Raw genomic sequence first — 25,834 nt, 5'->3', positions numbered from 1 at the left:
CATCACCTGTCAACACGCGAGGAGCAGCCCGATGACCACTGTCGGCCTGGACGAGTTCGCCCTGCTCGACGAGACCTGGCGCTCGGTCACCCCGGACGCCGCCCGCCGCATGCTCATCGCCGCCGCCCACGCGTTCGCAGGCAAGGGATACCACGCCACGACGACCCGTGACATCGCTTCTCTCGCGGGAATGTCGCCCGCGGCCGTGTACATCCACTACCGGTCCAAAGAGGAGCTGCTGTTCAACATCTCCTACATCGGCCACGAGACGTCGCTGACCATGCTGTCCGGCATCCAGGGCGCCGGCGCGGTGGAGCGCCTGCGGAACGCGGTGGCGGCGTTCGCGGGGTGGCACGCGGAGTTCCACACGACGGCGCGAGTGGTGCAGTACGAGCTCGGCGCGCTCACTCCCGAACACCACGCGGAGGTGGCGGAGCTGCGCCGGCAGATCGACCAGCGGATGCGGTCGTTCATCGCGGACGGGGTCGCGGAGGGCGTGTTCGACGTGGCGGACCTGAAGGGCGCGACCCTGGCCGTGCTGTCGCTGTGCATCGACGTCGCGCGCTGGTACCGGCCGGACGGGAGGCGGACTCCGGACGAGATCGGCGCGTTGTACGCCGACCTCGTCCTGAGGATGCTAAAGCCATGAACGGCGCTTTCGTGGACCTGAGGTCCACGAAAGCGCCGTTCATGGTCTGACTAACTGACGGACTTGCGGCCGTACATGCCGGCCACGACCGAGACGCCGACCGCCGCGACGATGATCTGCACGATCACCTCGATCCAGTCGATGCCGGGCGTGTCCTGCACGCCGAGCAGCCGGGCGATCCAGGACCCGATGAACGCGGCCGCGATGCCGACCAGCAGGGTCAGCCAGATCGGGATGTTCTGCTTGCCGGGTGCGAACAGCTTGCCGAGCAAGCCCAGGATCAGACCGATGATGAGCGCGCCGAGAATGCTCTCGATGGTCACGGACGCCTCCTCCCGCTACACCCCGATGCACTCGGGGATCTCGGAGAAAATCATCCCGTCACCGGGCGTGATCCGCAGCTTGAGATCTACCAGCGGCTACCGGAGACCTGCGACATCCACTGGTTGATGGTCGCGGTCCAGTCCGTGCCGATCGCCTGCTGGTGCGACACCGCGAAACGGCCGTACGCGTCACCGCCCGCACGGAGCAGCCCGGCGCGCTTGTCGGCCTCCAGGACCACGTGCAGCTCGCCCGGCGTCGTCACGAACGTCAGCTCGACCTGCTTGACGCGGCCAGCGAACTGCGGCGGCGGGTAGAACTCGATCTCCTGGTAGAACGGCAGCTGCTGCGGCACGCCGTGGATGCGGCCGCGCTCGTTGTCCGCCTTGGTGAAGCGGAAACCCATGTGCCCGAACGCCTGCAGCACCGCGTCCTGCGACGGCAGCGGGTGCACCCAGATCGGGTCGAGGTCACCGGGGTCGACGGCGCCGCGGACCTCGAGCTCAGTGCGCAGGCCCAGCTGCATGCCGGAGAGCTGCATGTCGCTCACGACGTTGAGCGGGCACTCGAACGGCACCGGGATCTGGAACGGCAGCGAGAGGTTCTGGTGCGGCTGGACGATGATCCGCTGTCCCACGGAGAACTTGTGGAACTCCATGTTGGTGTTGTACTCGTTGTCGCCGCTCTCGACCTCGACGCGGGTGAGCAGCGCGAGCGTGACGTGGTCGATCTCGGCGGGGTGGTCGCCACCGGCGATCCTGACCTCGCCGGAGAGCACCTCGCCGGGACGCACGTTCGGGTTGGTCAGCACCGTGTCGACAGTCGGCCCGCCCACGCCGAACGCGCGCATCATCCTCTTGAACACCACTGCGGCCTCCTGAAGCCCTTCGCAAGTTTGCGGGGAAGTCTGCCAACTCAATCGCCCGAATGCGGCGAAGCGTTCCGTTGACGCCTCAGCCCCACGATCGGTTCCGTATGGACTTCCGTTCACTTCAGATGGCAACATGCGACCGCCGTCACATACTAAGCGGTCGCTCAGGAGGATTGCCGTGCTGCTCGTCGCCAACCGGGGTGAGGTCGCCGTCCGCGTGTTGCGCGCGGCAGCCGACCTGGGCATTCGCACCGTGGCGGTGTACGCGGAGGATGACGCGTCCGCCCTGCACGTGACGCTCGCCGACCGCGCCGTCGCACTGCGTGGGCCCGCTCCCTACCTGGACGTCGAGCAGATCCTGGACGCCGCCGAGGGGTGCCAGGCCGTGCATCCGGGATGGGGCTTCCTGTCCGAGAACGCGTCGTTCGCTCGGGCGTGCGCGGAGCGCGGACTGGCGTTCGTCGGGCCTTCCGCCGACGTTCTGGAACTGCTGGGCGACAAGCGGCGAGCACGGGAACTGGCCGCGTCGCTGGGGATTCCGGTGCTGGACGCGGCACCGGGCGAGTTCCCCGTGATGGTCAAGGCGATCGCCGGCGGTGGCGGCAAGGGCATGCGGGCGGTGTTCGCGCCCGAGGACCTCGACGGCGCGGTCGAGGCGTGCCGGGCGGAGGCGCTGGCCGCGTTCGGGGTCGGGGACGTCTACTTCGAACGGTTGCTGCCCTCCGCCCGGCACATCGAGGTGCAGCTCGTCGGCACCTCGGTGATCGGCGACCGCGACTGCTCGTTGCAGTTGCGGCACCAGAAAGTCGTGGAGATCGCTCCCGCGCCGTTGTTGGAACCCGCGCTGCGTAAGGCATTGCACGACGCAGCTGCTGCCATCGCTGCCGCTGTCGACTACACCGGCGTGGGCACCGTGGAGTTCCTGGTGGCCGGGGACTCGTTCGCGTTCCTGGAGGTCAACCCGCGGTTGCAGGTCGAGCACACCGTGACCGAGATGGTGTCCGGTGTGGACCTCGTGCGCACGCAACTGCTGTTGGCGTGGGGCGGCGACGTCGACTACACGCCCGTTGATCGCGGTGCGGCCGTGCAGGTGCGTGTGAACCAGACGTCCGGTGGTGTGTTGTCGTCGTTCGCACTGCCTTCCGGACCTGGCGTTCGCGTCGACACGCACGGATACGTGGGCTACCGCGTCGGGACGCGGTACGACGGGTTGCTCGCGAAGCTCGTGGTGCACGGCGAGGACCTGGACGTGGCCCTGAACCGGGCGCGGCGGGCGTTGGGCGAGTTCCGGATCGAGGGCGTCTCGACGAACCTGGAGTTCCTCCGGTCGTTGCTGGCCCGCGACATCGTGGGCGCGACGACCGATTTCGTGACCGAGGAACCCGCTGACGGCATGCGGGCTCCACTGGCCGGCACCGTGGTCGCGGTGTCGCCGGACTCCGTGGTGCTGGAAGCGATGAAGATGCAGCACGTGGTCCGGGTGTCCGGCGACGTGCTGGTGTCGGTGGGCGACACGGTGTCCGAGGGTCAGGTGCTGGCCTCCGGCTTCGGCGAGTCCACTGAGGACTCCGCTGAGGTCGATCTTTCTTCGGTGCGCCCGGATCTGGCCGAGGTGCTCGAACGTCATCAGTTCGATCGCCCGGATGCAGCCGCACGGCGGCATGCGGCCGGTGGACGCACCGCGCGCGAGAACATCGCGGACCTCTGCACGTCGTTCGTCGAGTACGGCGGTCTCGCGATCGCGGCCCAACGCGCGCGCCGCTCGCTTGACGAGCTGATCGAACGCACGCCCGCCGACGGCATGGTGGCCGGCATCGGCGTCGTCAACGGCCAACGGATCGTGGCGATGTCCTACGACTACGCCGTGCTCGCCGGCACACAGGGTTTGCGCAACCATCAGAAGAAGGACAGGTTGTTCGCGCTGGCCCAGCAGGAGAACCTCCCTGTGGTGCTGTTCGCGGAGGGCGGCGGCGGCCGGCCCGGCGACACCGACCACAGCATGGTCAGCGGCCTCGACTGCGGCTCGTTCCACGCGTTCGCCCAGCTGAGCGGCCAGGTGCCGCTGATCGGCGTGGTCGCGGGCCGGTGTTTCGCGGGCAACGCGGTGCTGCTCGGCACGTGCGACGTGATCATCGCGGTCGAGGGCGCGAACATCGGCATGGGCGGCCCGGCGATGATCGAGGGCGGCGGCCTGGGCACGTTCCGCCCGGAGGACATCGGCCCGTTGGACGTCCAGGTGCCCAACGGCGTCGTGGACATCGCGGTGGCGACCGAAGAAGAAGCGGTGGCCGTCGCGAAGAAGTACCTCTCGTATTTCCAAGCCACCGCTCAGGCTCCCGCAGGCGTCCCCCGCGCGAGCGCGCAGCCTTCGTCCGCGCCCTCGGGGGAACCCCTAAATTCAATTATCCCAGACAGCACCGACAATTCCGGGCGATCAGACTCCGGCCAAGCCTGGAGCTGCGCCGACCAGCGCCTCCTCCGCCACGCCATCCCCGAGAACCGCCTCCGCGCCTACGACATCCGCAAGCTGATCGACACCCTCGCCGACACCGGCAGTGTGCTGGAACTCCGCCAGGGCTTCGGCAGGGCCATCGTCACCGCCCTGATCCGCGTCGAAGGCCGCCCCATCGCCCTGATCGCCAACGACCCCACCGTCCTCGGCGGCGCGATCGACGCCGACGCCGCCGACAAGTGCGCCCGCTTCCTCCAGCTGGCGGACGCGTTCGACCTCCCGATCGTCTCCCTGGCCGACACCCCGGGCTTCATGGTCGGCCCCGACGCCGAGCGCACCGCCACCGTCCGCCACCTCACCCGCATGGTCGTGACGGGCGCCAACCTCACCGTCCCTTTTGGACTCGTGGTCCTGCGCAAGGCGTACGGCCTCGGCGCCCAGGCAATGGCAGCGGGCTCGCTCAAAGTGCCGCAGTTCGCCATCTCCTGGCCCACCGGCGAGTTCGGCCCGATGGGCCTCGAAGGCGCCGTGAAACTCGGCTTCAAACGCGAACTCGACGCCATCGAAAACCCGGAAGAACGCAAGCAGCGCTACGACCAGATGGTCGCCAAGGCCTACGAACACGGCAAAGCGCTCAACGTCGCGAGCGTCTTCGAGATCGACGACGTGATCGACCCGGCCGACACGCGCCGCTGGATCGCCACGGCGCTGGCCCCCGCAACTTCCCGTTCCGACAGGAAGAAACGCCCGTTCATCGACACGTGGTGAAGGAGAAGCCGTGGTCAGTGTTGCCCCGACTGAACAGAAGACCTTACGCAGGCTGATGGCAGCCGGACTCGTGGGTTCATCCCTTGAGTGGTACGACTTCTTCATCTACGCAACAGCTGCGGCCCTGGTCTTCCCCAAACTGTTCTTCCCCGAGGCAACGCCGATCGTGGCGCTGCTCCTGTCGTTCAGCACGTTCTGGGCGGGCTTCGTCGCGCGCCCGATCGGCGGCCTGGTCTTCGGCCACGTCGGCGACCGGGTGGGCCGCAAGCCCGCCCTCGTCATCTGCCTGGGGCTGATGGCCGCGGCGACGTTCCTCATCGGCCTGCTGCCCACCACGGCGTCCATCGGCGTCGGCGCGCCGCTGCTGCTGGTCCTGCTGCGCTTCCTGCAGGGCATCGCGGTCGGCGGTCAGTGGGGCGGCGTCGTCCTGCTGCTCACCGAGTCCGCAGGCCCGAAGAAGCGCGGCTTCGCGGGCACGTTCGGCCAGGCCGGTGTCCCGATCGGCGTACTGCTGGGCAACATCGCGTTCATCAGCGCCACCACCTCTCTCTCGCCGGCGGCGTTCGCGTCGTGGGGCTGGCGTGTGCCGTTCCTGGCGTCGGCGCTCCTCTTCCCCGTGGTGCTGTTCATCCAGCTGAAGGTCGAGGACAGCCCGGTCTTCCGCGAACTGCAGGAACGACGTGCCTCAGGACCCGTCGTGGCGCAGGCACCGCTGAAGGAGGCCCTGCGCACCCACCGCAAACCGATCCTGCTCGGCGCGGGCCTGATGTTCGCCTCGAACGCGATCTTCTACGTGTCGATCGCGGGCGTCCTCTCCTACGCCACCACCACGCTCGGTCTGAGCCGGGAGTCGGTGCTGGTCGTGAGCCTGCTGTCGTCGATCGTGAGCATCCCGGTGATCCTGTACGCGGGACACCTGTCCGACCGCCTGGGCCGGCGCCCACTGATCATCGCGGGCGCCATCGGTCTGGCCGTGTGGGCGTTCCCGTACTTCCTGCTCGTGGACACGGCCTCGCTGCTGTTGCTGTTCGTCGCGTCCACGGTCGGAGGCATCGCGTCCTCTCTCGTGTACGGCCCTATCGCCGCTTACTTGGGCGAGCTGTTCGAACCGCACGTGCGGTACTCGGGCGCCTCTCTCGCGTACCAGCTGGCGTCGATCCTGGTCAGCGGGGGCACGCCGTTCGTGATGACGGCACTGCTGGGCGCGACCGGGACGTCGATGTCCGTCTCGGCGTTCCTGCTGGTCATGGGCCTGTGCACGCTGGTGTCGGTGCTCAAGCTGCCGGAGACCCAGCCGGCGAACGGCTAGCACTCCCTGAACGGGTGACCACGCCTCGATCTCGGCGTGCACCGTCACCCGAGCTGCCCGACAGTGGCGGCATGAACTCCAAGAACACCTTCTTGAGCGGTGTCGTCGCCGCCGGCGTGCTGGCGGCGACGATGCTGAGCCTGACGGCACCCGCTTCCGCGGTGAACGACCGGGAATTCGTCGGCCCCGTCCGCCCGGTCAAGCTGGCAGGCATGGCGTTCCGAGACAGGGACGGCTTCGAGAGGCGCTGCCACGCGGCCCACATCCAGGTCGTGAGCAGCGGCGTCTACGAGGTCCGCCGGACCGATCCGGACGAGATGGAGCCCGGCCACATCGCCGGTTACCAGGCACGGGTGAAGTGCAAGCTCCGCGGCTGACCGGCTGAACCGGACAAAACGAGCTTCACTGTCAAGACCTCTGCGGAACCTGCGGCCGATGCCGTACGTTGCTGCGTCGTGACCACTCTCATGGCGCGCTTCAAGCAGCGGATGCGCAGGTTCGCGCAGAAACCGGGCTCAGTCGACCTCGCCCCGTTCCAGGCACTGCTCAAGGACGTGGAGAAACACGCTGACGCGTTCAAAGCGTTCAGCGACGAGGAGCTGACCGCACACGCCGCGAAGCTGCGCGAAGAGAGCGACGACGACACCGAGCTGGTGGCCCTCACGCGTGAGGCCGCCGAGCGCGCCATCGGGCAGCGGCCGTTCGACGTGCAGGTGCTGGGTGCGCTGGGCATGCTCAGCGGGCTGGTCGTCGAGATGGCCACCGGTGAGGGCAAGACGCTCGCGGGTGCCATGGCCGCGGCCGGGTTCGCGATCAAGGGCAGGCGCGTCCACGTCGTCAGCGTCAACGACTACCTCGCCCAGCGCGACGCGGAGTGGATGGGGCCGCTGTACCGGCTGCTCGGCGTCACCGTGGGCTGGATCAACGGCAGCTCGAAGGCCGAGGAGCGCCGCGAGGCCTACCAGTGCGAGGTCACGTACGCGCCGGTCAGCGAGATCGGGTTCGACATCCTGCGCGACCGGATCGCCACGCGGCCCGAGGACCTGATCGTGCCCGAGCAGGAGGTCGCGCTGATCGACGAGGCCGACTCGGTGCTCGTCGACGAGGCCCGCGTGCCGCTCGTGCTGGCCGGCTCGACCAGTGCGGAGGCGGCCGACCCCGTCATCGCGGACCTGGTGAAGCGCCTGCGGCAGAACCTGCACTACGAGATCGACGACGAAGAGCGCAACGTCTTCCTCACCGGCGCGGGCTCCGAGGCCGTTGAGCGCGCGCTCGGCGAGATCGATCTCTACTCGCAGGAGCACGTCACCTCCACGCTGTCGAAGGTGAACGTCGCACTGCACGCGCAGGTGCTGCTGCACCGCGACGTCGACTACATCGTGCGCGACGGCAAGGTGCACCTGATCAACGACTCGCGCGGCCGCATCGCGAAGCTGCAGCGGTGGCCGGACGGTCTGCAGGCCGCGGTCGAGGCCAAGGAGAACGTCCAGACGACCGAGTCTGGCGAGATCCTCGACTCGATGACGGTCCAGGCGCTGCTCGGGCGGTACCCGACGCGCTGTGGCATGACCGGTACCGCGGTCGCCGTCGCGGAGACCCTGCGCGAGTTCTACGAGCTCGAGGTGCTCGTGATCCCGCCGAACAAGGAGAACATCCGCGAGGACGAGCACTTCCGCCTCTACGCGACGCTGGAGCAGAAGGAAGAGGCGATCGTCGAGGAGATCAAGACCGCCCACGAGAGCGGGCGGCCGATCCTCGTCGGCACGCTCGACGTCGCGGAGTCCGAGCGGATCTCCTCCAAGTTGCGCGAGGCCGGGCTCGAGTGCGTCGTGCTGAACGCGAAGAACGACGCCGAGGAAGCGTCGATCATCGCCGACGCCGGTTCGTACCAGCGCATCACCGTGTCCACGCAGATGGCCGGTCGCGGTACGGACATCCGGCTCGGTGGCCACGAGGGTGAGGACCACGACCGGATCGCCGAGCTCGGCGGCCTGTACGTGATCGGCACCGGACGGCACTCGTCGTCACGGCTGGACGACCAGCTGCGCGGCCGTGCCGGACGTCAGGGCGACCCCGGCGGCTCGGTGTTCTTCTCGTCGATGCAGGACGAGCTGATCACCCAGTACGCGCCGGACGCCGAGGATCCGTCCGATGTGGACGCTGACGGCCGGGTCAACGACAAGGGCCTGCTGCACACCTTCGAGCACGCGCAGCGCGTGGCCGAGGGCGTGAACCTGGAGATCCACCGCAACACCTGGCGTTACAACAAGCTGATCGAGCACCAGCGGCAGCTGCTGCTCCAGCACCGCGACGTGGTGCTGCGCACGGACGCGGCGTTGGAGAAGCTCGGCAAGAAGGAAGGCGTGTCCGACGAGGTGGCCGGCGAGGCCGCCCGCAAGATCACGCTCTTCTTCCTCGACGATCTGTGGACGCACCACCTGACGTTCCTGTCGGACCTGCGCGAGGGCATCCACCTGCGCGCGCTGGCACGGCAGAACCCGCTGGACGAGTTCCACCGCGAGGCCATCCCGGCGTTCAACAAGATCGTGCCGGAGTCGTGGGAACTGGCGGGCGACAAGTACGAGGCCGCCAAGATCACCGACGACGGCTTCGACCTCACCGACGCCGGGGTGAAGCGCCCGAGCTCGACGTGGACGTACCTGGTGCACGACAACCCGTTCGGCTCCGGACTGGAAGAGACGATGAAGGGTCTCGTCAAGATGGTGCGCGGCCAGCGCCGCTGACCGTCATCCGTTCGGAATCAGGTCATCAGCGGGTCTGGCGGGCCGGGGCAACGCCTCGGCCCGTCTTCCTGTGGTCATCTCCTCGGAGAGCATTCTGATCTCCGCGAGAATGTCCAGGTGTTCCTGCGACGGCGGTGGTCCCACGAAGTTGGACCGGTTGTGCGCCGTCCGTTCCGCTCGCTCGGCCAGTTGCCGGATACGGCGGAGGAGATCGTGCTCCCCGTCCGGGAGCAAGAAGTCCGTCTGCTCCATCACCCGTGCAAGCTTTCGCGTGCACGGGTGATGCGTCGATCCCCTAGTCGGCTGATTCCAGTTTCTGGACGAGCCACGCGTGGAACCCGCCGATGTGATGCTCTGAGGGCACCAGCACTCCGCCGCGCGCGTAGGCACGCGAGGCCATTGCCGGCTGGCAACGCTCACAGGCTTCGAAATCCTGCTCGTTCACCCGGTGGAACAGCTCGACCGAGCGAGTGACGTCACGCCCGGTGTCGACCACTTCCTTTGCATACAACCAATCGCACTCGACGACGGTCCGGTCGACCGCCACCGGGTACATGCGGTGCAGGATCACGTGGTCCGGCACGAGGTTGATGAAAACCTGCGGCTTGACGGTGATGGCGTAGTACTTCCTGTCTCTCTCCTCTTCCAGCGACGCAAGTTTTTCGAAGCCCTCGCTGCCGTCGACGGTGAATCCCTGGATGTCGTCACCGAACTCCGCGCCGTGCCCGACGTAGTACTGCGCCGCGTAGCCGTCGGCGAACTCGGGCAGCACCTCCGTGAGCTCGGGGTGGATCGTCGCGCAGTGGTAGCACTCCATGAAGTTCTCGATGATCAGCTTCCAGTTGGCTTTGACGTCGTAGACGATTCGTTTGCCCACGGACAACTGGTCGATCTCGTAGCCGTCGATGCCCTCCAGCGAGCCGAGGCGTTCCGTCACGGCGCTCAGCACGTCGTCCTCGAAACTGGGCGGATCGTCGGCGAGGTTCACCCAGGCGTAGCCGAGCCATTCGCGCAGGTGCACTTTCGTCAGCCCGTACTCGACGCGGTCGACGTCCGGCATCGAGGTGAGGTTCGGCGCGGCGATCAGCTTGCCGTCCAACGCGTAGGTCCACGCGTGGTACGGGCACTGGAACGCGCGCTTCACGCTGCCCGCCTCGTCGACGCAGATGCGCGCGCCGCGGTGCCGGCAGACGTTGAGGAACGCGTTGAGGTGCCCGTGGCGGTCCCGCGCGATGAGCACGCTTTCCCGCCCCACCTGCACGGTGCGGAAGTCGCCGGGGGCCGCGAGGTCGCCCGACTTCACCGCGCAGAACCACATCTTCTCGAAGATGTTCGCCTGTTCCCGCGCGAAGATCGCGGGGTCGGTGTAGTAGCGGCCCTCGAGGGTGGAGATCAGGCTGCCGGTCATGCGCCGCCTCTCAGTCGAGCAGGGTCGGAAAGTGCGTTTCAGCCTTTGAGCCGTTTCATTTCGGGGTCGAACAACGGCTCCTGCGCCGGGCGCGCCGTCACCCGCTGCCCGAAGTACTCGATCTCCACTTCGCCGACGCCGGCCGGCAGCCACGCGTAGGCGATGTTGAGCCCGGTCGTGTACCCGTAGGCCGCGCTCGTGACGTACCCGACCGGTTCGCCTTGATGGAACACGGGTTCGCTGCCCATGACGACGCTGTGCGGGTCGTCGATCGTGAGACAGGTGAGCTTCTTCCCGGAGGAACGGCTCTCCAGCGCTTCCTTGCCCAGGAACTCCTTGTCCTTGCGGACCGCGAACCCGAGGCCCGCCTCGAACGGGTCGTGCTCCGTCGTGACGTCAGTGCCCCACGACCGGTAGCCCTTCTCCAGTCGCAGGCTGTTGAAGGCGCCGCGCCCGGCCGCGATGACGCCGTGCCGCTGCCCTGCCTCCCACAGCGTGTCCCAGAGCTTGGGGCCCAGGTCCGCGGTGGTGTAGAGCTCCCAGCCGAGTTCGCCCACATAGGACAGTCGCAGCGCGGTCACCGGAACGTTCTTGACGAACGCCTTCTGCGCGGTGAAGTAGCCCTTCCGCGTGTCCAGCGTGTGCGAGACCTCGTCGAGGAGGTCACGCGCTTTCGGTCCCCACAAACCGATGCAGCACGTGCCCGCGGTGATGTCCTTGACGTGCACGTCGTCCGGCGCGTGCTTGCTGAGCCACGCCAGGTCGAGGTTGCCGTTCGCACCGACCTGGAAGGTGCTCGCGTCGAGACGCGCGATCGTGAGGTCGCTCCGCACACCACCCTGTTCGTCGAGCAACAGCGTGTAGACCACCGCGCCGGGCTTGCGGTTGAGGTTGTTGGTCGTCATGCGCTGCAGGAACTCCAGCGCGCCCGGCCCGCTGACCTCCAGCCGTTTCAACGGCGTCATGTCGAACAGCGCGACCCGCTTGCGCGTCACCAGCGCCTCGGCGCCGCAGATCGGTGACCAGTACCGGCTCGCCCACTCGCCCCGCTCGGGCACCTCGGCGACCTCGGGCAGGTCCGCGTTGGCCTCGTACCAGTGCGGCCGCTCCCACCCGGAGGCCTCCAGGAAGAACGCTCCCAGGGCTTTCTGCCGCTCGTAGAACGGACTCGTCCGAATCGGCCGCGGGCTCTCCATGGGCTGCAACGGATGCAGCACGTCGTAGACCTCGACGAAGTTCTGGCAGCTGCGCTCCAGCACGTAGTCCGGCGCCAGCTGCACCTGCTCGAACCGGTTGAGGTCGCTCGAATGAAGGTCGAGCTCGGGCCGGCCGTCGACGATCCACTCGGCCATCGACCTCGCGACACCGGCGGAGTGCGTGATCCACACCGCCTCCGCCACCCAGAACCCGGCCAGCCCGGGGTGCTCGCCCAGCAACGGCATCCCGTCGCTGGTGAACGAGAACAGCCCGTTGAACCCGCGATCGACCCCGGCCTCGGCCAGCGCGGGAATCAGCTCGACCGCCGACTCCCAGGACGCCTCGAAGTCCTCCTTGGTGAACGGCAACTCCGAGGAGGTGATGTCCTTTGCCGCGATCGGCATGGGCCGGTGCCCGTACGCCCCGATGCCGAGCGCCTGACCGTGCGACCGGAAGTACAGGTCGGCTTCCTGATGCCGCAGAATGGGTTGCCGCGCAAGCGCTTCCGCACTGGCGTCGAGATCGCCGGTGAACGCGTACTGGTGGGCCATCGGCACGAGCGGAATGCTCAGCCCGACCATCTCGCCGAGCACCGGCCCCCACATCCCGGCGCACGACACCACGATGTCGGCCGGAAAGGTGTCCGTCTCGGTGCGCACGCCGATGACCCGGTCCCCGGAGGTCTCGACGGCCACGACCTTCTGCCCGAACGCGAACCGCGCCCCGCGCTCGATCGCCCGCCGTGCCTGCACCTCCGCCGCCACGACGGGCCTCGCCAGCCCGTCGCTCGGGATCAGGAACCCGCCGAGGATCCGCTCCCGGTCCAGCAACGGGTGCAGCTCCGCCACCTCGTCCGGCCCGATGAGCCGGCTCTCCACGCCCCACGAGGTGGCCCAGCCGTGGCGTCGCGTGAGGTCGGCAAGGCGTTCGGGACTCGTGGCGATCTCCAGCCCGCCGATCTGGTCGAAGCAGCCCAGCGCGGTGTACTTCTCGACCGTGTAGCGCGCGAACGAGGTCATGCTGCGGCAGGAGTTCGTCTGGAACACCAGGCCCGGCGCGTGGCCGCTCGACCCGCCCACGGCGAGACCCGGTGCCTGGTCCAGGACCGTGACGGTGCAGCCGCGCTCGGTGAGCTCGTCGGCCAGTGCGCACCCGACGATCCCGGCCCCCACGAGCACCACGCGAGGCATTTCCCCAGGCATCTGGACACCCCTTCGCCGCCGTTGCGCGAAACGGAACCCGTTCCGCGATCAGCAACAAATTGCGGCCAGCACGGCCCGCTGTCAATACCGCGTTCGGCCGCCACCCCCCTGCTGCCAGTCGGCACGCGGGGGCCTCGCGTTTCCCATAAGGAAACGAAAGGTCCCCGCGTGTCGAAAAATGGGGCTGGTGGGGTGCTTGTGGGTGAATAGGCAGCTAGCCCGCGAAGTAGCCGAGCTGCGCCGAGAGGTCGGCGGCCGCGACCTTCATCGTCGGCACGATCTGCTCGACCCGTTCCCGGGACAACCGGTACGACGGACCGGAAGCGCTCATCGCCGCGACCACCTCACCTCGATGCCCGCGGACCGGGACGGCGACCGCGTGCAGCCCCAGCTCCAGCTCCTCGAAGCACGCCGCGAACCCCTGCGAGGCCACGACCTCCAGTTCGGCCAGCAGCCGCGAGGCGTCCACGACGGTGTTCTCGGTGTACGAGTCGAGCGGCAGTGAGACCAGGCGCTTTCGCTCGGCCAGGTCCAGGTGGGCGAGCAGGACCTTGCCGGACGAGGTGGCGTGCAGGGGCGTGCGCTGGCCGATCCAGTTCACGGCGGAGACGGCCGCGGAGCCGCGCGCCTGGGTGATGTTGATGGCGACGCCGGCGTCGTGCACGGCGATGTTGACGGTTTCGCCGAACTCGTCGGCGAGGGTCTGGCAGACGGGCTGGCCGAGCTTGGTCAGGTCCATGCGGCCGGTGGCGGCACCGGCGAGCCGGACGACCCCGAAACCGATGGCGTACTTGCCTCTTTCCCCGAGCTGCTCGACCAGGCCCCGCGCCTCCAGCACGGAGACGAGTCTGGACACCGTGGACTTGTGCACACCCAGCTCACCAGCGATTTCGGTGATGCCGGCCTCGCCTTGGGCGAGTAGTTCCAGCACGCTGATGGCTCTGTCGACGGACTGCACCTGAGCTGCCGAGTCGGAGTTGCTCATCGCGCAACAGTAACCGGCAGGCAAAACAACCCGCTCGAACTCTTGACGGCGCGTCGTTGGAGCCGCACATTGTGTTGCGTCATTCGGAACGCGTGCCGCTCAACGCAACGGAGGCCGACGATGATCCGCGCCTGCGCTCTCATGGACCTGCCCCCAGGAGAGGCGGTGCGCATCGTCGGCCCTCATGCGCCGATCGCGGTCTTCAACGCCGACGGCGTGCTGTACGCCATCGACGACACCTGCACCCACCAGGACGCCTCCCTGAGCGAGGGATGGCTGGAGGGCTGCTTCGTGGAGTGCCCGCTGCACGCCGCGAGCTTCGACCTTCGCACCGGCGAGCCGTCTTGTCTGCCCGCCAAAAGACCGGTGAAGACCTATCCCGTCTTTGTGAAAGATGGAGTGGTCTATGTCGATGTCGAAGTGAACAGGGACGTGGCGTGAGGACGATCGCGATCATCGGCGCATCACTCGCCGGTTTGAGGTCGGCGCAGGCACTGCGCCAGCAGGGGTTCGACGGACGGCTCGTCATCGTGGGAGACGAGATCCATCTCCCCTACGACCGGCCTCCTCTCTCGAAGGACTTCCTCCTCGGCAAGGTCGAGGCGGTGCCGCTCGCGGACCAGGAAGACCTCGACGCGCTCGACGCGGACTGGCGCCTTGGTGTCCAGGCCACCGGGCTGCTCTCTCCCCAGGAACTCGCGCTCAGCGACGGCACCACGGTCGAGGCCGACGGCTTCGTCATCGCGACCGGCGGTATACCGCGGACGATCTCCAATACACACGTCCTGCGCACGCTCGACGACGCGATCAAGCTCCGCGAGGCGATCGGCAGCGCACAGCACGTCGGTGTCATCGGCGCGGGCTTCATCGGCGCCGAGATCGCCTCCAGCGCACGTGCGCTGGGCAAGGACGTCACGGTCGTCGAGGCTCTCCCCACGCCTCTCACGCGCGTTCTGGGCGCCGAGATGGGCACAGCATGTGGACATCTGCACGGCGACCACGGATCAACGTTGATCACGGGAGTCAACGTTGATTCAGTCAACGTTGACGGCGGAATCAACCTCGCGGACGGCCGTGTCGTCAACGCCGACGTCGTCGTCGCGGGCATCGGCACGCGTCCGGCGACGGACTGGCTCGCCGGCGGACCCGTCAAGGTCGACAACGGCGTCGTGTGCGACGCGGGCGGCGTGACCAACCTGAAGAACGTCGTCGCGGTCGGCGATGTCGCGAACTGCGCCGGGCATCGCGCCGAGCACTGGACGTCCGCGACCGAACAGGCACAGATCGCCACCCGCAACCTGCTCGCGGGCGAGACCGTCGCGACGCACACCAACGGCGGCTACGTCTGGTCAGATCAGTACGGCGTGCGAATCCAGTTCATCGGACGGGCGACGAACGACGTTCGCGTCGAAGATGGGTCCATCGAGGACCGTAAGTTCGTGGCGACCTATCGAGACGGTGACAATCCGGAAGACGTCGTCGGCATTGTGGCCATGAGCAATGCTCGGCTTTTCACCCGACTGCGCAGGAATTTGAAGTAGAGACGGTCGTCACGGTTTATCGCCACCGGCGACCGGCTACACCCCAGTGTCCTTCGTGGACACACGAAACAGGGAGGCGTCCGTGTCGCCGGTGCGGCAGATCATCAACCCGTTCGACCAGAGTGTTCTCACCGAGCTCGAGGACCAAACCCGCGAACAGGCGATCGCCGCGATCGCGAGAGCGCGCCACGCCTTCGACCACGGCGACTGGCAACACGCGGCGCCCGAGCACCGCGCCGCCGTTCTGAACCGCGTCGCGGACCTGCTGGAACGCGACAAGGAGGAGATCGCCCGCACCGAGACGCTCGACACCGGCAAGACGCTGGTCGAGAGCCGTATCGACGTGGACGACGTCGTCTCCGTGTTCCGCTACTACGGCAACCTCGCCGGGCTGCTGCACCCGAAGATCATCCAGGGCGTGCCGGCGGACGTCATCAGCCGGATCGACTACGAACCGGTCGGCGTCTGCGGCATGATCGCGCCCTGGAACTACCCGCTGCTGCAGGTGTCCTGGAAGATCGCCCCGGCCCTGCTCGCCGGCAACACGCTGGTGGCCAAGCCGAGCGAGATCACCCCGCTCAGCACGATCAAGCTGTTCGAACTGCTGCAGGAGGCCGGCCTGCCCGACGGCGTCGCGAACCTCGTCCTCGGCACCGGCCCCGAGGTGGGCGCGCCGCTGAGCGAGCACCCCGACGTCGACCTGATCTCGTTCACCGGCAGCCTCGCCACCGGCCAGCGGATCATGGCGTCGGCGGCGAAGACCGTGAAGAAGGTCGCTCTCGAACTCGGCGGCAAGAACCCGAACATCGTCTTCGCCGACACCGACTTCGACACCGCCGTCGACTACGCGCTCACGGCGGCGTTCTTCCACGCCGGCCAGGTGTGCTCGTCCGGCACGAGGCTCATCGTGCAGTCGAGCATCTACGACGACTTCGTCAACGAGGTCGCGCGCAGGGCGGACCTCATCAAGCTGGGCAACGGTTTCGACGAGGACACCGAGTCCGGACCACTGGTGAGCGCCGAGCACCGCGCCAAGGTCGAGAGCTACGTCGAGATCGCCGAGCAGGAGGGCGCGACCCTCAAGGCGGGCGGCAAGCGACCGGACGAACCCGAGCTGCAGAACGGTTTCTTCTTCCGCCCCACGGTCTACGCGGACTGCACCAGGGACATGAAGCTGGTGCGGGACGAGACGTTCGGCCCGATCATCACCGCCGAGCGCTTCGAGACCGAGGAAGACGCGATCAGGCTCGGCAACGACACCGAGTACGGCCTCGCGGGCGGCGTCTGGACCCAGGACCTCGACAAGGCCCAGCGCGTCGTGAAGAAGCTCCGGCACGGCACGGTCTGGATCAACGAGTTCGGCCCGTACCTGCCGCAGGCCGAGTGGGGCGGTTTCAAGCGCAGTGGCGTCGGCCGCGAGCTCGGCACCGCGGGCCTGCACGAGTACACGGAGCCCAAGCACGTCTACCAGAACCTCAAGCCCCAAGCCCAGAACTGGTTCGCGCGAAAGGACTCCGACAAGTGACCGCATATGACTACGTGATCGTCGGCGGCGGTACGGCGGGCTGCGTGCTCGCGGCGAGACTGACCGAGGACGAGAACGTGACGGTCGCGGTCATCGAGGGCGGTCCGTCCGACGTCGGCGACGAGAAGATCCTCAACCTGCGCAACTGGATCAACCTGCTGGAGACCGAGTACGACTACGACTACCCCACGGTCGAGCAGCCCCGCGGCAACTCGAACATCCGGCACAGCCGCGCGAAGGTGCTCGGCGGATGTTCCAGCCACAACACGCTGATCTGCTTCAACCCGCTGCCGCAGGACCTCGACGACTGGGGCCACGGCTGGACGTGGGACGCGGTCGGCCCGTACTACGACAAGGTCCAGCTCAACATCATCCCGGTGGTGGAGAAGGACCGGAACCCGATCGCCAAGGACTTCGTGGCCGCCGCACAGAAGGCCGTCGACGTCCCGGAGATCGACAACTTCAACGCGGCGCCCTTCCAGGACGGCGTCGGCTTCTTCTCCATCGCCTACCACCCGGAGAAGAACAACCAGCGCTCCAGCGCGAGCACCGCCTACGTGCACCCGATCCTGGACCGCAAGAACCTGACCCTGCTGCTCGACACGTGGGCGAGCAGGATCGAGTTCGACGGCAACCGCGCGATCGGCGTGCACACCGACAAGGGCTATGTCGAGGCCGCCAAAGAGGTTCTGCTCTGCGCGGGCGCCATCGACACCCCACGCCTGATGATGCTGAGCGGCATCGGCGACGCCGAGCACCTCAGCGAGATCGGCATCGAGGTCAGGCACGACCTGCCCGGCGTCGGCGAGAACCTGCTCGACCACCCGGAGTCGGTGATCGTCTGGGAGACCACGAAACCGTTGCCGGAGAACTCGGTGATGGACTCCGACGCGGGCCTGTTCATCCGGCGCGACACCTCCGACCCGCGGCCGGACCTGATGTTCCACTTCTACCAGATCCCGTTCACCACCAACACGGAACGCCTCGGCTACCCGAAGGTGGAGCACGGGGTCTGCATGACGCCGAACATCCCCCGGCCGCACAGCAAGGGCAGGCTGTGGCTGAAGTCCAGCGACCCCACCGAAAAGCCCGCGCTCGACTTCGGGTACTTCACCAACCCCGACGGCTACGACGAGCAGACCCTGGTCGACGGCTTCCGGATCGCCCGCCAGATCGCCGAGCAGGAACCGCTGAAGTCGTGGCTCAAGCGGGAGATCGCCCCCGGACCGGACGTCACGAGCGACGAGGCCCTGTCCGAGTACGGACGCAGAGCCGCCCACACCGTCTACCACCCGGCCGGCACGTGCGCGATCGGGTCCGTTGTGGACGGTGACCTCAAGGTCATCGGGCTGGAAGGCCTGCGAGTGGTCGACGCGTCCGTGTTCCCCACCATGCCGACCGTGAACCCGATGGTCACGGTTCTCATGATTGGAGAGCGCGCCGCCGACCTGATCAGGGAGGCGTAGTAGTGACTACAACAGCCCCAAAGCCGGTGTTGACTGAAGAAGACCGGCTCAAGGACCTCGGGTACACGTCGGAGTTCAAGCGGGACATGAGCCCGTGGGCGAACTTCTCGCTCGGCTTCACGTACCTCTCCCCCGTGGTCAGCACGTACACGTTGTTCGGCACCGCCCTCGCCCTGGGCGGCCCGCCGATGATCTGGAGCTTCGTCGTCGCGGGCGTCGGCCAGTTCCTGGTCGCGCTCGTGTTCGGCGAGCTCGTGGCGCAGTACCCGGTCGCGGGCGGCGTGTACCCCTGGGCACGCCGCCTGTGGGGCAAGCGCTGGGCGTGGATGACCGGCTGGGTCTACATGATCGCCCTGCTGGTCACGATCGCGTCCGTCAGCTACGGCGCGGGCCCCTATCTGGCAACACTTCTCGGCTACACGGCCACGGTCGGCAACACCGTGCTGTGCGCGATCGCGATCGTCGTGGTGTCCACGCTGATCAACTACGCGGGCACGAAGGTGCTGTCCTGGGCCGCCATCTTCGGGTTCGCCGCGGAGATCGTCGGCGCGCTCGCGGTCGGCATCTGGCTGCTGGTGGACAACCGGATCCACGGCCTGGGCGTGCTGTTCGACAGCTTCGGCGCCGGCGGCTCCGGCAGCTACCTGCCCGCGTTCTTCGCGGCGGGCATCATCGGCCTCTACCAGTACTACGGTTTCGAGGCCTGCGGTGACACCGCGGAGGAGGTCAAGGACCCCGGCCGCGTCATCCCGAAGGCCATGCGCCGCACCATCTACATCGGCGGCGCGGCGGCCACGTTCGCGTGCCTGTCGCTGTTGCTCGCGGTGCCGGACTTCGGCAAGGTCATCAGCGGCGAGGACGCCGACCCGGTCACGAACGTCCTGACCAACGCGTTCGGCCCGGTCGGCTACAAGATCGTGATCGCGGTCGTGCTGATCTCGTTCCTGTCCTGCACGATGTCGTTGCAGGCCGCCGCGTCCCGCCTCACCTACTCCTACGCCCGCGACAAGATGTTGTTCGGGCACAAGGCACTCGCGAAGTTCAACCAGAAGCGGCACATCCCGCCGTACGCGCTCGCGCTCGCCGGTGTGATCCCGATCCTGATCGTGTTCGCGTCGATGCTGTCCACGAACGCGCTCGACAAGATCGTGTCGTTCGCGACGCTCGGCATCTACCTGGGCTTCCAGATGGTCGTGTTCGCGGCGCTGCGGGCGAGGCTCAAGGGCTGGACCCCGTCCGGCGAGTTCACGCTCGGCCGCTGGGGCCTCGTCATCAACGTCCTGGCGCTCGCGTACGGCGTCGCGGCGATGGTCAACATGGTCTGGCCGCGCACCCCGGACGCGCCCTGGTACGACAACTACGTCGTGATCCTCAGCGGCACGCTCGTCGTCGGCATCGGCCTCGTCTACATGGCGATCGCCAAGCCGTTCGGCAACTCCGACGCCCCAGCCGGGGACGCGGTCCTGCCCGAACGGGTGTAAGCCTCACTCGTCCACAACGGATTCGAGCACGTCCGCGGCCAGTTCCACCGCACGTTGCGCCCACCTGAGGCGCAACGTGCGGAACCGTTCCGCGGCCCGGGTTCCCGGCCAGCCGTCGGGCAGCAGCACGGACGGCAGCACCGGGTCACGACGGATCAGCAGCAACCACTCGGCGTCCAGCAGGATCCGCCGGGCCAGTTCGTCGAGGTGCTCGAATTCCCCGTCCGCCCAGCGCAGCAGGAAGTTCTCGTATCCCGCGGCGATCGCCGGCAGGTCCCAGGCCTCGGCGGCGATCCGCGCGGGATCGGTCCACCTGAACGCCTCGGCCCGGAACACCTCGGCGTGCTCGAGCAGGTCGAGCTCCGCCAGCGTCGCCGAGACGTCCGCGTCCGACGTCGAAACCCACAGGCCGCTGCGCAACGGCCCGAACCCGAACCAGCCCAGGCGGGTGCGCAAAGCGTGCCGGTCCGCGCGCCTGCTCTCCGGGACCGAGAACGTCAGCAGCGTCCACCGGCCGTCCCAGTCCCGGTCGACGACCTCGCCGTCGAGCTTGCGCTGCCCGTCGAGCAGCACGGCCGTCCCGTGCTCGGTGAGCCCCAGGAACGCCTGGCGCCCCCGGCGAACCGTGCGAAGCAGGCCGCGGCGGCCCATCCGGCTCAGCGCCGTCCTGGTCGCGTGCTCACCGATGCCGAGCCGCCCGAGCGCTGCGACGACACCGACCGTCGACACCGCCACCCGGCGTCCGAGCACGTGGTCGCCGAACAGGGCGAGGGCCGCGGTTTCCGGGCGCACCGGCGAGCCGGCCACGTTGCCGTCCGGTGGAGTCACAGCTGCTGACATCGGGCCATTATCGTCGAACGCCGCAGCATGGTGGTTCGTCAGGAGGTTGACGGCCGTCACGGATCTGAACACTTTCGGGCTCCCGGTGGCACGGCACCGCGGACACCATCGTGCCGTACCCCCTGCCGCAGGCCGGCATGGCCGCCCTCGCCCTGGAGTTCTCAGCCCTGCAAGCGAAGCAGCCGCAACGCGAGCTGCACCTCCAGCACGCGGTCCGGCGACTGCCAGTCGCCGAGCAACGACGAGACCCGGTCGAGCCGTTGCGTGACCGTGTTGACGTGGACGTGCAGCTCCGCCTTGGCACGACTCAGGTTCGCGCCGCAGCGGAAGTAGATCTCCAGCGTGTGCACCAGTTCCGTGCCGCGCTCGGCGTCGTAGTCCAGCACCGGCCCCAGCACCGACCGCACGTACCCGGACACGTCGGCACGATCACCCAGCAACACTCCGACGAACCCGAGATCGGCCATCGTCGCGGCGTCCTTCTCCCTGCCCAACTGCCGCAACGCCCGCAGGCACCGCCGTGCCTCCTCGTAGGCCGCGGCCAGGGCGAGCGGCCCCACGACCGGCCCGCACGCACCCACCGTGGCGTCCAACGCCTTCGCCACCTCACGCGCGACATCCGTGGAGGTAGAAGGCAGCGCCAGCACGACATCACGCCCGCGCGATCCGGCGAGTCCTCTGTAGACCGACGCGTAATGCGTTGCGGCGGACAGGTTCCCGTCCGCCACCAGCACCACGTGCGGTTCCGAGAGTTCGACGCCGATCCGCCGGGCCCTGGCCACCAGGCCCGCCGGGTCCCGCCCGTCCAGGATGTCGGTGATCAGCTCGCCGCGGACCTTGTTCTCCGCTTCCGCCACGGTTCTTCGCAGCAGCAACAACAACGCCGTCACCGCCGCCGACCGTTCGAACACCCGCCGGTCCGCGTCCGACAGGTCCGGGCGCCCGGACAACGCGATCCCGCCCAGCAGCTCCGAGCCCGCCAGCACCGCGCACACCCACACGTCGTCGATCAGCACGGCCCGCCCGTTGGCCCGCACGACCAGCGACGGCACGGTTTCCAGCACCTCGACCGGCCCGCCGAGCAGCTCCCCCACGGCCGCCGCCACCTCGGCCGACGAACCGCCGCGCAGCACCAGGTCCGTGAGCCGGTCGTGCGCCTCCTCTGCCCGTTTCATGGCCTCGTTGTGCGACTGGATCGTCGCGAACAACGACGCCGTGTCGATCGCGATCGCCGCGTGGTCGGCCAGTGACTGCAGCAGGGCGACCTGTTCCGGCGGGAACTCCCGCGTGGTCCGGTCGGCCGCGTACAGCACGCCGATGACCGTCGAGTCGAGCTTCAGCGGCACGCCCAGGATCGCCACCAGGCCCTCGTCGCGCACCGCCGAGTCGATCGGGTTCGTGTGGTTGAACCGGGCGTCAGCGAAGTAGTCGGAGGTCGCGTACGGCCGCGCGGTCTGCGCCACCAGCCCGCCCAGGCCTTCGCCGAGGCCGAGCCGGACCTTCTGGAACAACGGCGAGAACGACCCGTCCGTCACCCGCATGTAGGTGCCGGCCGGGTCGTTCATCGACAGGTAGGAGACGTCGGTGCCGAGCAGCGTCCGCGCCCTGCGCACGATCGAACGGAGTACCGCGTCCGGGTCGCGCATGCCCGCGAGCTCGGACGCGGTCTCGAACAACGCCGCCAGTTCGGCCTCACGCCGTCGTGTCACACCCCAACCCTGTCACGTTCCTCCAGATCCGCACCACGGGTCTCCCGCGCCATCAGCACCGCCACGACCGTCAGGACGCACATCGCCACCACGTAGATGGAGATCGGGAACGACGACCCGTAGGCCTTGAGCAACGCCGTCGCGATCAACGGCGCCAGCGCACCGGCCGCGATCGAGGCGAGCTGGTAACCGATCGACGCGCCCGAGTACCGCACCCGAGTACCGAACAGCTCCGAGAAGAACGCCGCCTGCGGCCCGTACATCGCGCCGTGCAGCACGAGTCCGACGGTGGTGGCCAACGTGATCAGCACCGGGTCCTTCGTGTTCAGCATCGCGAAGAACGCGAACACCCACACGGCCATGCCGACCGCGCCGACCAGGTAGATCGACCGCCGCCCGAACCTGTCCGACAGGTGACCCCACACCGGGATCGTCACCAGGTGCACGGCCGAGGCGATCAGCACCGCGTTGAGCCCCACCGACTTCGACAGCCCGAGGCCGGTCACCACGTACACCAGGATGAACGCCGTGATCACGTAGTACGACACGTTCTCCGCGAGCCGCGCGCCCATCGCGACGAGAACCTCACGCCAGTTGTGCCGCAACAGTTCCAGCACCGGCGCCTTCTCCTCCTTCGGCGCCTTCGCCGCCTTCTCCTGTGCCGCCAGGAAGACCGGCGACTCGGCCACCTGCAGCCGGATCCACAGGCCGATCACCACGAGCACACCCGAGAGCAGGAACGGGATCCGCCAGCCCCACGCGAGGAAGTCCGCGTCCGACTGCACGGCCGCCAGGATCGCGAGCACACCGGTCGCCAGCAGGTTGCCGCCCGGCGCGCCCGCCTGCGGCCACGACGCCCAGAACCCGCGGCGCTTCGGATCACCGTGCTCCGACACGATCAGCACGGCCCCGCCCCACTCGCCACCGAGCGCGAAACCCTGCACCAGCCGCAGAAGCGTCAACAGCACCGGAGCCAGCACGCCCACCGACGCGTACGTCGGCAGCACGCCCATCAGCATCGTCGCGCCACCCATCAGCAGCAACGACAGCACGAGCAACTTCTTGCGCCCCAGCCGGTCGCCGAAGTGGCCGAAGACCACACCACCCAACGGCCGGGCCAGGAAGCCGATCGCGTACGTCGTGAACGCGAGCAGCGTGCCGGTCAGCGGATCAGCGGTCGGGAAGAACAGCTTGTTGAACACAAGTGCCGCAGCCGACCCGTAGAGGAAGAAGTCGTACCACTCGACCGTTGTCCCGATGAGCGACGCGCCTACCACTTTCTTGATCATCGACAACTCCTCATTGAGCAGTCCAGCCGCCGTCGACGGCCAACGACGTGCCTGTGACAAAACTGTTCTCGCACAACCACAACACGGCGTCCGCCACCTCGGAAGGCTCGATCAGCCGTTTGACCGCGCTGCGCTGCAAGAAAATCTGCGAAGAGACATCCGCCTCGGAAATGCCGTGCACCCGCGCCTGGTCCGCGATCTGCTTCTCCACCAACGGAGTTCGCACGTACCCAGGAGCTACGCAGTTCGACGTCACGCCGTGCGGCGCGCCTTCGAGAGCGGCGACCTTGGAAAAACCTTCCAGGCCGTGCTTCGCGGCGACGTAGGCGGACTTGAACGCGGACGCGCGCAACCCGTGCACGCTGGAGATGTGGACCAGCCGGCCCCACCCGCGGGAGTACATGTGCGGCAACACGTGCCGGGAGAGCCGGAACGCCGCCCCCAGCATCAGTTCGACCATCGCCGAGAAGCGCTCGGCGGGGAACTCGTGGATCGGTGCGACGTGCTGGACACCCGCGTTGTTGACCAGCACGTCGACCTCGGCGGGCAACGCGGAGACCGAGGAGGTCAGATCGAGCACGTGCCCGACCCCACCCACCTCGGCGGCGAGGTCCCGCACGTGCGGGTCGAGGTCGACCAGATGGACCTTGGCGCCGGCGGAGGCCAGTGCGCGGGCGCAGGCCAGGCCGATGCCGCTCGCGGCTCCGGTGACCAGCGCGGTGTGACCCGTGACACTCGACATGACCGGAAACGGTAGGCGTCACAGCGCGTGATCAACATGTGGCAGACCCACATAACGCCTGGTCACGAGATGGCTTTAGCCACCATTTAGCGCTGAGGTGGCATATCGCGCCGGAAGAAGGGGTACAGAGGCGTAAGCTCCCGTCACCTGAACGGGGGAAGATCCAGAAAGAGGGGGGACGACGATGTCCACGACGCCCATTTACGACGACCTCCTGCGCGAGCTCGACGAGATCGCACAGGAGGCCGGGTTGACCAGCTCGGAGCCCACTTCCGAGCCCGCCAAGTCATAAGAGCTACTTCGGAGGGGCGATCAGCTCGGCGGGCACCGGCTCGTCCTTGCTGATCAGGTCGAACAGCTGCGACGCCTTCTCCTTGTTCCACTGCACGACCGACTGGCCGCCGATCGTCGGGGTCCCCCCGACCGGCACCGTGCCACTGGTCGCTTCGTTCATGTTCAGCGCGACGCTCGCCAGGTGCCACACGTGGTCGTCGGTGTTCACCGAGACCGACCCGGACGCCGCGTTCATCAGCGGGATGACGCGGAACGGGTTCACGAGCGTGGCCGGGCTCTTGACCTTCTCGAACAACGCGTTGAGGAACTTCCGCTGGTTCTGGACGCGCTGCAGGTCAGCGGTCGCGAACGCACGGGTCCGCACGAACCCGAGCGCCTTCGGTCCGTCGAGCTCCTGGCAGCCCGCGGGCAGGTCGATGCCGGCCAGCGGGTCCTTGATCGGCTCGTCGAGGCACATGTCGACCCCGCCGACCGCGTCGACCATGTCGGAGAACCCGCCGAAGCCGATCTCCATGTAGTGGTCGATCCGCACGCCGGTGGCGCCCTCGACGGTCTTCGCGAGCAGCTGCGGCCCACCGAACGCGTACGACGCGTTGATCTTGTTGCGGCCGTTGCCCTCGATCGCGACGTACGAGTCACGCGGGATCGACAGCAGCACCGGCTTGGCGGCACTGTTGTCCGGCAGGTGCAGCATCATGATGGTGTCGGTACGCCGACCGGCCGCGTCGCCGGTGGCGAGCGCGTCCTTCTGCTCCTGCGTGAGGCCCTCTCGCGCGTCCGAACCGACGAGCAGCCAGGTGGTGCCCGGCGTCTCCGCGGGACGGCCCTCGTAGTCCGGCAGCGCGTCGATCCGCTTCAGCGTCGAGTCGACGTAGAAGCCGAAACCGACGGCACCCAGCACGATGACGAGCAGCAGCACGAGAATGACGCGCCCAGGACGCCTCTTCTTCTTGTACGGCCGCTGCGGCGGCATGGGACGCCGCGGCTGCTGGTAGCCGTGGTGATACCCAGCGCTCATGTGTCGCCAACCCCGATCGGTTT

General features: G+C 67.9%; 21 protein-coding genes. 10 read left to right on the top strand and 11 right to left on the bottom strand.

Annotation, left to right across the window (positions count from 1 at the left end):
• Positions 1-31: 31 nt before the first annotated feature.
• Positions 32-649 (top strand): TetR/AcrR family transcriptional regulator, encoded by a 618-nt coding sequence (locus B0F77_RS08820; RefSeq protein WP_086662309.1) that lies wholly within the window; start codon positions 32-34, stop codon positions 647-649.
• A 50-nt stretch (positions 650-699) separates the two neighbouring features.
• Here the strand turns inward: B0F77_RS08820 and B0F77_RS08815 are convergent, their stop codons facing one another.
• Complete coding sequence (locus B0F77_RS08815; RefSeq protein WP_086662308.1) at positions 700-972, bottom strand: GlsB/YeaQ/YmgE family stress response membrane protein; 273 nt, start codon at positions 970-972, stop codon at positions 700-702.
• 86 nt (positions 973-1,058) lie between these two features.
• Positions 1,059-1,838 (bottom strand): sporulation protein, encoded by a 780-nt coding sequence (locus B0F77_RS08810; protein ID WP_086662307.1) that lies wholly within the window; start codon positions 1,836-1,838, stop codon positions 1,059-1,061.
• A gap of 175 nt (positions 1,839-2,013) precedes the next feature.
• Between B0F77_RS08810 and B0F77_RS08805 the strand changes: the two genes are divergently transcribed.
• The 4 genes from B0F77_RS08805 to secA2 all read left to right on the top strand — a co-directional run bounded on the left by B0F77_RS08805 (position 2,014) and on the right by secA2 (position 9,114).
• Complete coding sequence (locus B0F77_RS08805) at positions 2,014-5,061, top strand: carboxyl transferase domain-containing protein (protein ID WP_425435644.1); 3,048 nt, start codon at positions 2,014-2,016, stop codon at positions 5,059-5,061.
• 70 nt (positions 5,062-5,131) lie between these two features.
• A complete protein-coding gene (locus B0F77_RS08800; protein WP_245847900.1) occupies positions 5,132-6,370 on the top strand; it encodes an MFS transporter in 1,239 nt (412 codons plus the stop codon).
• Between the two features lie 71 nt (positions 6,371-6,441).
• Complete coding sequence (locus B0F77_RS08795) at positions 6,442-6,747, top strand: hypothetical protein (RefSeq protein WP_086662304.1); 306 nt, start codon at positions 6,442-6,444, stop codon at positions 6,745-6,747.
• Positions 6,748-6,825: 78 nt separating this feature from the next.
• Entirely contained in the window at positions 6,826-9,114 is a 2,289-nt protein-coding gene (gene secA2 / locus B0F77_RS08790; protein WP_211293723.1) for an accessory Sec system translocase SecA2, read from the top strand.
• Between the two features lie 3 nt (positions 9,115-9,117).
• Here secA2 and B0F77_RS08785 read toward each other — a convergent pair whose 3' ends face one another.
• From B0F77_RS08785 to B0F77_RS08770, 4 genes are all read right to left on the bottom strand, one after another.
• The gene (locus B0F77_RS08785) at positions 9,118-9,366 is read right to left on the bottom strand and encodes a hypothetical protein (protein WP_086662468.1); all 249 of its coding nucleotides are present in this window, start codon (positions 9,364-9,366) and stop codon (positions 9,118-9,120) included.
• 43 nt (positions 9,367-9,409) lie between these two features.
• Complete coding sequence (locus tag B0F77_RS08780) at positions 9,410-10,522, bottom strand: aromatic ring-hydroxylating oxygenase subunit alpha (RefSeq protein ID WP_086662302.1); 1,113 nt, start codon at positions 10,520-10,522, stop codon at positions 9,410-9,412.
• Between the two features lie 38 nt (positions 10,523-10,560).
• Entirely contained in the window at positions 10,561-12,921 is a 2,361-nt protein-coding gene (locus B0F77_RS08775; RefSeq protein ID WP_086662301.1) for a GcvT family protein, read from the bottom strand.
• Between the two features lie 214 nt (positions 12,922-13,135).
• Positions 13,136-13,906 carry an IclR family transcriptional regulator gene (locus tag B0F77_RS08770; RefSeq protein ID WP_169730904.1) on the bottom strand — a complete coding sequence of 257 codons (771 nt, stop codon included), beginning with the start codon at positions 13,904-13,906 and terminating at the stop codon, positions 13,136-13,138.
• A gap of 120 nt (positions 13,907-14,026) precedes the next feature.
• Between B0F77_RS08770 and B0F77_RS08765 the strand changes: the two genes are divergently transcribed.
• The 5 genes from B0F77_RS08765 to B0F77_RS08745 are packed head-to-tail and all read left to right on the top strand — an operon-like array spanning position 14,027 to position 19,919.
• Positions 14,027-14,347 carry a bifunctional 3-phenylpropionate/cinnamic acid dioxygenase ferredoxin subunit gene (locus B0F77_RS08765; RefSeq protein ID WP_086662300.1) on the top strand — a complete coding sequence of 107 codons (321 nt, stop codon included), beginning with the start codon at positions 14,027-14,029 and terminating at the stop codon, positions 14,345-14,347.
• Positions 14,344-15,447 (top strand): NAD(P)/FAD-dependent oxidoreductase, encoded by a 1,104-nt coding sequence (locus tag B0F77_RS08760; protein WP_086662299.1) that lies wholly within the window; start codon positions 14,344-14,346, stop codon positions 15,445-15,447. Before B0F77_RS08765 ends, B0F77_RS08760 begins: the two co-directional genes overlap by 4 nt.
• 46 nt (positions 15,448-15,493) lie before the next feature.
• Positions 15,494-16,972 (top strand): aldehyde dehydrogenase family protein, encoded by a 1,479-nt coding sequence (locus tag B0F77_RS08755; RefSeq protein ID WP_086662298.1) that lies wholly within the window; start codon positions 15,494-15,496, stop codon positions 16,970-16,972.
• Positions 16,969-18,438 carry a GMC family oxidoreductase gene (locus B0F77_RS08750; RefSeq protein ID WP_086662297.1) on the top strand — a complete coding sequence of 490 codons (1,470 nt, stop codon included), beginning with the start codon at positions 16,969-16,971 and terminating at the stop codon, positions 18,436-18,438. Before B0F77_RS08755 ends, B0F77_RS08750 begins: the two co-directional genes overlap by 4 nt.
• Before the next feature lie 26 nt (positions 18,439-18,464).
• Positions 18,465-19,919, top strand: a complete 1,455-nt coding sequence (locus B0F77_RS08745; RefSeq protein WP_245847898.1) for an APC family permease — start codon at positions 18,465-18,467, stop codon at positions 19,917-19,919.
• A gap of 3 nt (positions 19,920-19,922) precedes the next feature.
• Here the strand turns inward: B0F77_RS08745 and B0F77_RS08740 are convergent, their stop codons facing one another.
• The 5 genes from B0F77_RS08740 to B0F77_RS08720 form a co-directional block, all read right to left on the bottom strand.
• Positions 19,923-20,759 (bottom strand): PaaX family transcriptional regulator, encoded by an 837-nt coding sequence (locus B0F77_RS08740; RefSeq protein ID WP_086662296.1) that lies wholly within the window; start codon positions 20,757-20,759, stop codon positions 19,923-19,925.
• Positions 20,760-20,920: 161 nt separating this feature from the next.
• A complete protein-coding gene (locus tag B0F77_RS08735) occupies positions 20,921-22,468 on the bottom strand; it encodes a helix-turn-helix domain-containing protein (RefSeq protein WP_245847897.1) in 1,548 nt (515 codons plus the stop codon).
• On the bottom strand, positions 22,465-23,757 hold the full coding sequence (locus B0F77_RS08730) for an MFS transporter (protein ID WP_086662295.1): 1,293 nt from the start codon (positions 23,755-23,757) through the stop codon (positions 22,465-22,467). The genes B0F77_RS08735 and B0F77_RS08730 overlap by 4 nt, the downstream gene beginning before the upstream one ends.
• 10 nt (positions 23,758-23,767) lie before the next feature.
• Positions 23,768-24,499, bottom strand: a complete 732-nt coding sequence (locus B0F77_RS08725; protein WP_086662294.1) for a 3-hydroxybutyrate dehydrogenase — start codon at positions 24,497-24,499, stop codon at positions 23,768-23,770.
• Positions 24,500-24,794: 295 nt separating this feature from the next.
• The gene (locus tag B0F77_RS08720; protein ID WP_086662293.1) at positions 24,795-25,811 is read right to left on the bottom strand and encodes an LCP family protein; all 1,017 of its coding nucleotides are present in this window, start codon (positions 25,809-25,811) and stop codon (positions 24,795-24,797) included.
• Positions 25,812-25,834: the final 23 nt, after the last annotated feature.

It is taken from the genome of Lentzea kentuckyensis (genome assembly GCF_002150765.1).
GTDB lineage: Bacteria > Actinomycetota > Actinomycetes > Mycobacteriales > Pseudonocardiaceae > Lentzea > Lentzea kentuckyensis.
This window is presented reverse-complemented; position numbering and strand designations above follow the sequence as displayed.